Below are 4,380 nucleotides of genomic sequence, written 5' to 3'. Positions count from 1 at the left end.
GGTCACCCCGCTTCTTGCCCCGCCCGGAACCGGGAGTCGTGCTCGCGCACCCGCCGACGCTGAGCGGACTGCTGCAAGCGGTACCGCGTCTGCGCGACCCCGAGGGCGGGGTGCTGCTGTATCAGTTCCGGGTCCCCGGATTCTCCCTCGTCTGGCACGACTCGACGGGACCGCTCACCGAGCGCACGCCGCACGTGTACGACGTCCTGGCCGCACTACCGGCCACCGATGTGCAGATCGGCGCGGTGCAGGGCTACAACCAGATCAGCAACGGCCTGCGCGACCCACGCACCTACATCCAGGCGCTGGCCCCGGCGGTGTTCGTCCCGTCCCATCACGACAACTGGCTGCCCGGACTCACCGCCGCCGCGGCGAACTACGACCCACCGCTGCGCGCGGAGCTGGACAAGATCGCCGCGGCGCGCCGACCGGAGCTGCGCGCCCTGCACGACCCGGCCGACTATGTGCAGCCGCGGCGACTCACGTTCCCGCTGTGAGCGCGTCCGCGCCGCCCTCGCGCGCCTGCGGCCGGTGCACGGTCGCGGCGAGTCCTCGGCGTAGGTCAGCCCGCGCTGCCGCTACCGGCCTGGAACACAGCAGTCAGAAGGTCGGCGAGAACAGTCAGCAATTCCACGATCACTCCATATCCGTCGGAAAACACGAAGTCAGCAGCGTGTCCGACCCGACCGTCTTTCTCGTGAACGACGAATGAATAAACGTGGTCGGAGAAATGGTGTGCCGCCCGCTTTCGTCTATGGAGTCGGGCGGCGCACCACACCAGACCTGGGGTTCAGGGTGATACCGAGGTAGATACGGCGCTCGGTTCGAGGAATGCGGCAGTTATCGAACCGAGCCCTGTTCGGCCGTCTTTCGAATCCGGGAAGAATTCCACATCATTTCGCGCAGAGTCCCGCCGCGGATGCCGTGGAAATTGTTGCAGTGCAGCGATTCCCGCGATTCAACCCGGAAGCGGCGGCGACTCTCCTAGGTGGTCAGCGCTGTCACGGCAGTGGCGTACATGGTGTCCTTGATCGCGCCGAGGGTGCCGGGGTCCTTGCCGCCCAGCGGGGCCAGCAGGGCGAGGGCGGTCTCGGTGACCGCGCCTTCGGCGGCGGTGGCGTCGACGATGTCGAGGGCCGCGGCGTCGGCACCGCCGAAGCGCCGGCCGGTGGTCATGGCGGCGAGGGCGGTTTTCGGGGTGAGCTTGGCTTGGATGAGGGCGGCCATGCCGGGGGTGAAGGGGATGCGGATGTCGACTTCGGGGAAACAGAAGTAGCCGCGGTCGGCGCGCATGACGCGGTAGTCGTGCGCGATGGCGAGCATGGCGCCCGCGCCGAAGGCGTGACCGGGCAGCGCGGCGACGGTGGGCATGGGCAGGGTGAGCATCCGGGCGAACAGCGCTTGCACCTGCGCGACGTACCATTCGGCGCGCTCGCCGTGGGCGCCGAGCCAGTCCAGGTCCAGTCCGTTGGAGTAGAACTTGCCGCTCGCGGTGGTGACCAGGCCCTGGGCGCCGTCGGCGAGAGCGGTGTCGAGGTGGGCGCCGACGCGGTCGAGGAACTCGGGGGAGAAGCGGTTCTCCTCGCCGCCGAGATCGAGAACGGCGATCTTGTCGTGGTAGTCGAGGGTGGGCATGGGGTTTCCTTCCGTCAGGGATCGAGGCAGATCAGGGCGGCGGCGGGCTGAGAGCGAGCACGGCGCGCACGGCGCCGCGCAGGTATTCCCGCGCGTGCGGATCGGTGAGCCGGTCGCGGCGCAGCAGCACCGCGGTGGGCAGATCGACCAGGCACAGGGTGATGACGTCGACGGCCCGGCGGTCGCCGCGCTGCCACAGCTGCCGGGACAGGCGGACCAGCAGTTCGACCAGGACCTCGTCGGTGGCCGCGAGTTCGCCGGCGATGCCCTCGGGCAGTTCGCCCAGCAGCTCCTCGCGCCGCACGGCCAGCAGCAGCCGCGAGGAGTCCGGGTAGCGCTCGGCGAACAGTGCGGGCGCCTCGGCGGCCGCGACCACCGCCTCGACGCCGTCGCGCCCGTCCAGGGCCGCGGTGACCAGGGTGGTCTGCAGGTCGAGGAAGCGGCGCGCGGCGCGTAGCCAGGTGCGGCCGAGCAGTTCGGCGCGAGATCCGAAGGTGTGGTAGATCGCGCCGTTGGAGACGCCGGTGGCCGCGGCGACCGCGCGGGTGGTGACCGCGGCGGGACCGGAGCGCACGGCCAGTGCTTCGGCGGCGTCGAGCACGGTGTCGGGGTCGTGCGTCCGAGGGCGGGGCATGACCACACCATAACAGAGCGATTGCTCTGTTACGGCGGCACGACCCTCCGGCGCCCGTTCGGTCATGAGCATTAGGTATTGCCGCAGGTAACAGGTACTGCCGCGTTCTCTGGGGGTACGCATCGGTACTTCCCGAGCTCGGTCCGGCCGACGCTACGATGGGGTACTGTTCGGTCCCTCCCCCCTGACCGAACGAAGAGAACGGCGCGCGTATGTCACGAGTGGTCACCAAGGAGCAGTACTTCGACACCGGCTTGGCAGTGCTCGCCGAACTCGGCTTCAAGGGTCTCAACATCGGTGTGCTGTGCCGGCAGCTCGTCGTCACCAGCGGGTCGTTCTACCACCACTTCGGCAGCTGGCAAGGATTCGTCGACGCCCTGCTCGAGCACTGGGAGAACCGGCAGGTGCGCATCCTGGGCACCATGCCGTTCAACAAAGGCAACCCCGACGACGACATCCGCGCGATGTCCGACCTCGCCGCCGGACTGCATCACGCCGCCGAAGCCGCGATCCGCGCCTGGGCGGCCAACGACGAATCGGTCAACCTCGCCCTCAAACGCGTCGACGAATCCCGCAGGCGCACCGTGCACAAGGCGGTCAAAGGCGTCGTCGGCGACGACGACACCGCCGCCGTGGTCACCGAGCTCGGAATGGCGATGCTCGTCGGCTACCAGCAGATCGCCGCGGGCGGGGAGAACCTGTCACTGGACCGGCTGCTGGCCGAATACGCGCGACTGATCTACTCCCACGCCCAGCGCTGACCACTACCCGAGCAGTTCGTCGACGTAACACCACCGCCACGCCTCACCCGGCTCCACACTGCGCATCACCGGATGGCCGCTACCGGCGTAATGCCTGGTGGCGTGGTTGCCCGGCGAGGAGTCGCAGCAGGCCACATGCCCGCACGACAGGCACATCCGCAGATGCACCCAGCTCAGCCCTTCGGCGAGGCATTCGGCGCATTGGTCGGGTCCGGCGTGCGCACGCACCAGCGGCGCGTCCCGCAGATGCCCGCAGACGTCCTCGGCCACCGCGACGGCCAGCGGCTCGGCGTGTTCCTCCTCCGCTTCGTCGAAGCGGTCGATGATCGACTCTTCCAGATCCAGCTGCGCCAGCACATGTTGCAGGATCTCGTAGTCGACAGTGCCCGAATCCCGCACACGCAACACCGTTTCGCGTTCGGCGCGCAGCATCGCCAACCGCAGCCGCCGATACTCCGCCGTGGGTGTCACCAGTTCCGACTCCGCCCGCCCGAGCCGCTCCCACGCGGCATTGCTCTTCCACAGGACGCGATCGCGCAATGTCTGCACCACCGCCTCCGGTGTATCCGGCGTGACCTGCTGCTCGAGCGCCACCAGACCGGCCGCGGTGGCCTGCTGCAACACATTGGCCTTCTGCAACGCGTCCTCGGCGCGGCTGGGCGCGCGCAACCGCAGCCTGCGTACCAGCCACGGCAGCGACATCCCTTGCAGCAGCAGCGTTCCGCCCACCACCACCAGCGCCAGCAGTTTCAGCACGGCCAACCGCTCGGTGTCCTGCGGCAGCAGCAGCACCGCCGCCAGCGTCACCACCCCCCGCATCCCCGCCCAGGACACCACCACCAGATGACGGACCGGCACCGCCTCGCCGTTGCCCAGACTGCGCGTCAACAGCGCCGAACCGAAGACCCATACCGGACGCGCCAGCATCGTCGCGGCCAGCACCGCCAGCGCCGTCAGCAGCAGGGTGGCATGGTCGAGATCGCTGTTCCACGCGCCCTCCACGATGCCGCGCACCTGCAGCCCGATCAGGACGAACACCGCGCTCTCCAGGATGAACTGGATCGTGCGCCAATTGATCCGCTCGGCGATCCGCGACGCGGCGCTCTGCCAGGCCGGCGCGTTGTGACCGAGGATCATCCCGCAGGTGACCACCGCGATCACCCCCGAGGCGTGCACGCCCTCGGCGGGCAGGTAGGCGGCGAACGGCGCGAGAAACGACAACGTGGTGTCCATGACGGGATCGGTGATGCGCCGCCGCAGCATCGCCAGCAGATACGCCACGACGATCCCGACCGCCGCGCCGCCACCGGCCGCCAGCAGGAAATCCGCCCCGGCCTCCCACACCGACAC

Annotated in this window: 4 protein-coding genes and 1 pseudogene; 2 read left to right on the top strand and 3 right to left on the bottom strand. The window is 69.2% G+C overall.

The window, feature by feature from the left end; genetic code table 11:
- Positions 1-497: pseudogene (locus HOV91_RS38400) on the top strand (MBL fold metallo-hydrolase); the annotation flags it as partial.
- A 487-nt stretch (positions 498-984) separates the two neighbouring features.
- Here the strand turns inward: HOV91_RS38400 and HOV91_RS38395 are convergent.
- Entirely contained in the window at positions 985-1,635 is a 651-nt protein-coding gene (locus tag HOV91_RS38395; RefSeq protein WP_174190090.1) for an enoyl-CoA hydratase-related protein, read from the bottom strand.
- A 31-nt stretch (positions 1,636-1,666) separates the two neighbouring features.
- A complete protein-coding gene (locus tag HOV91_RS38390; RefSeq protein WP_174190089.1) occupies positions 1,667-2,269 on the bottom strand; it encodes a TetR family transcriptional regulator in 603 nt (200 codons plus the stop codon).
- 212 nt (positions 2,270-2,481) lie between these two features.
- Between HOV91_RS38390 and HOV91_RS38385 the strand changes: the two genes are divergently transcribed.
- Positions 2,482-3,030 (top strand): TetR/AcrR family transcriptional regulator, encoded by a 549-nt coding sequence (locus tag HOV91_RS38385; protein ID WP_174190088.1) that lies wholly within the window; start codon positions 2,482-2,484, stop codon positions 3,028-3,030.
- A gap of 3 nt (positions 3,031-3,033) precedes the next feature.
- On the opposite strand, the gene HOV91_RS38380 is transcribed toward HOV91_RS38385, so the two are convergent.
- A partial coding sequence (locus HOV91_RS38380) for a cation:proton antiporter domain-containing protein (protein ID WP_174190087.1) occupies positions 3,034-4,380 on the bottom strand: 1,347 nt, incomplete at its 5' end.

The sequence above is a fragment of the Nocardia barduliensis genome, assembly GCF_013315795.1.
Taxonomy (GTDB): Bacteria; Actinomycetota; Actinomycetes; order Mycobacteriales; family Mycobacteriaceae; genus Nocardia; species Nocardia barduliensis.
The sequence above is the reverse complement of the archived record's forward strand: the minus strand, read 5'-3'. Positions and strand labels throughout refer to the sequence as shown.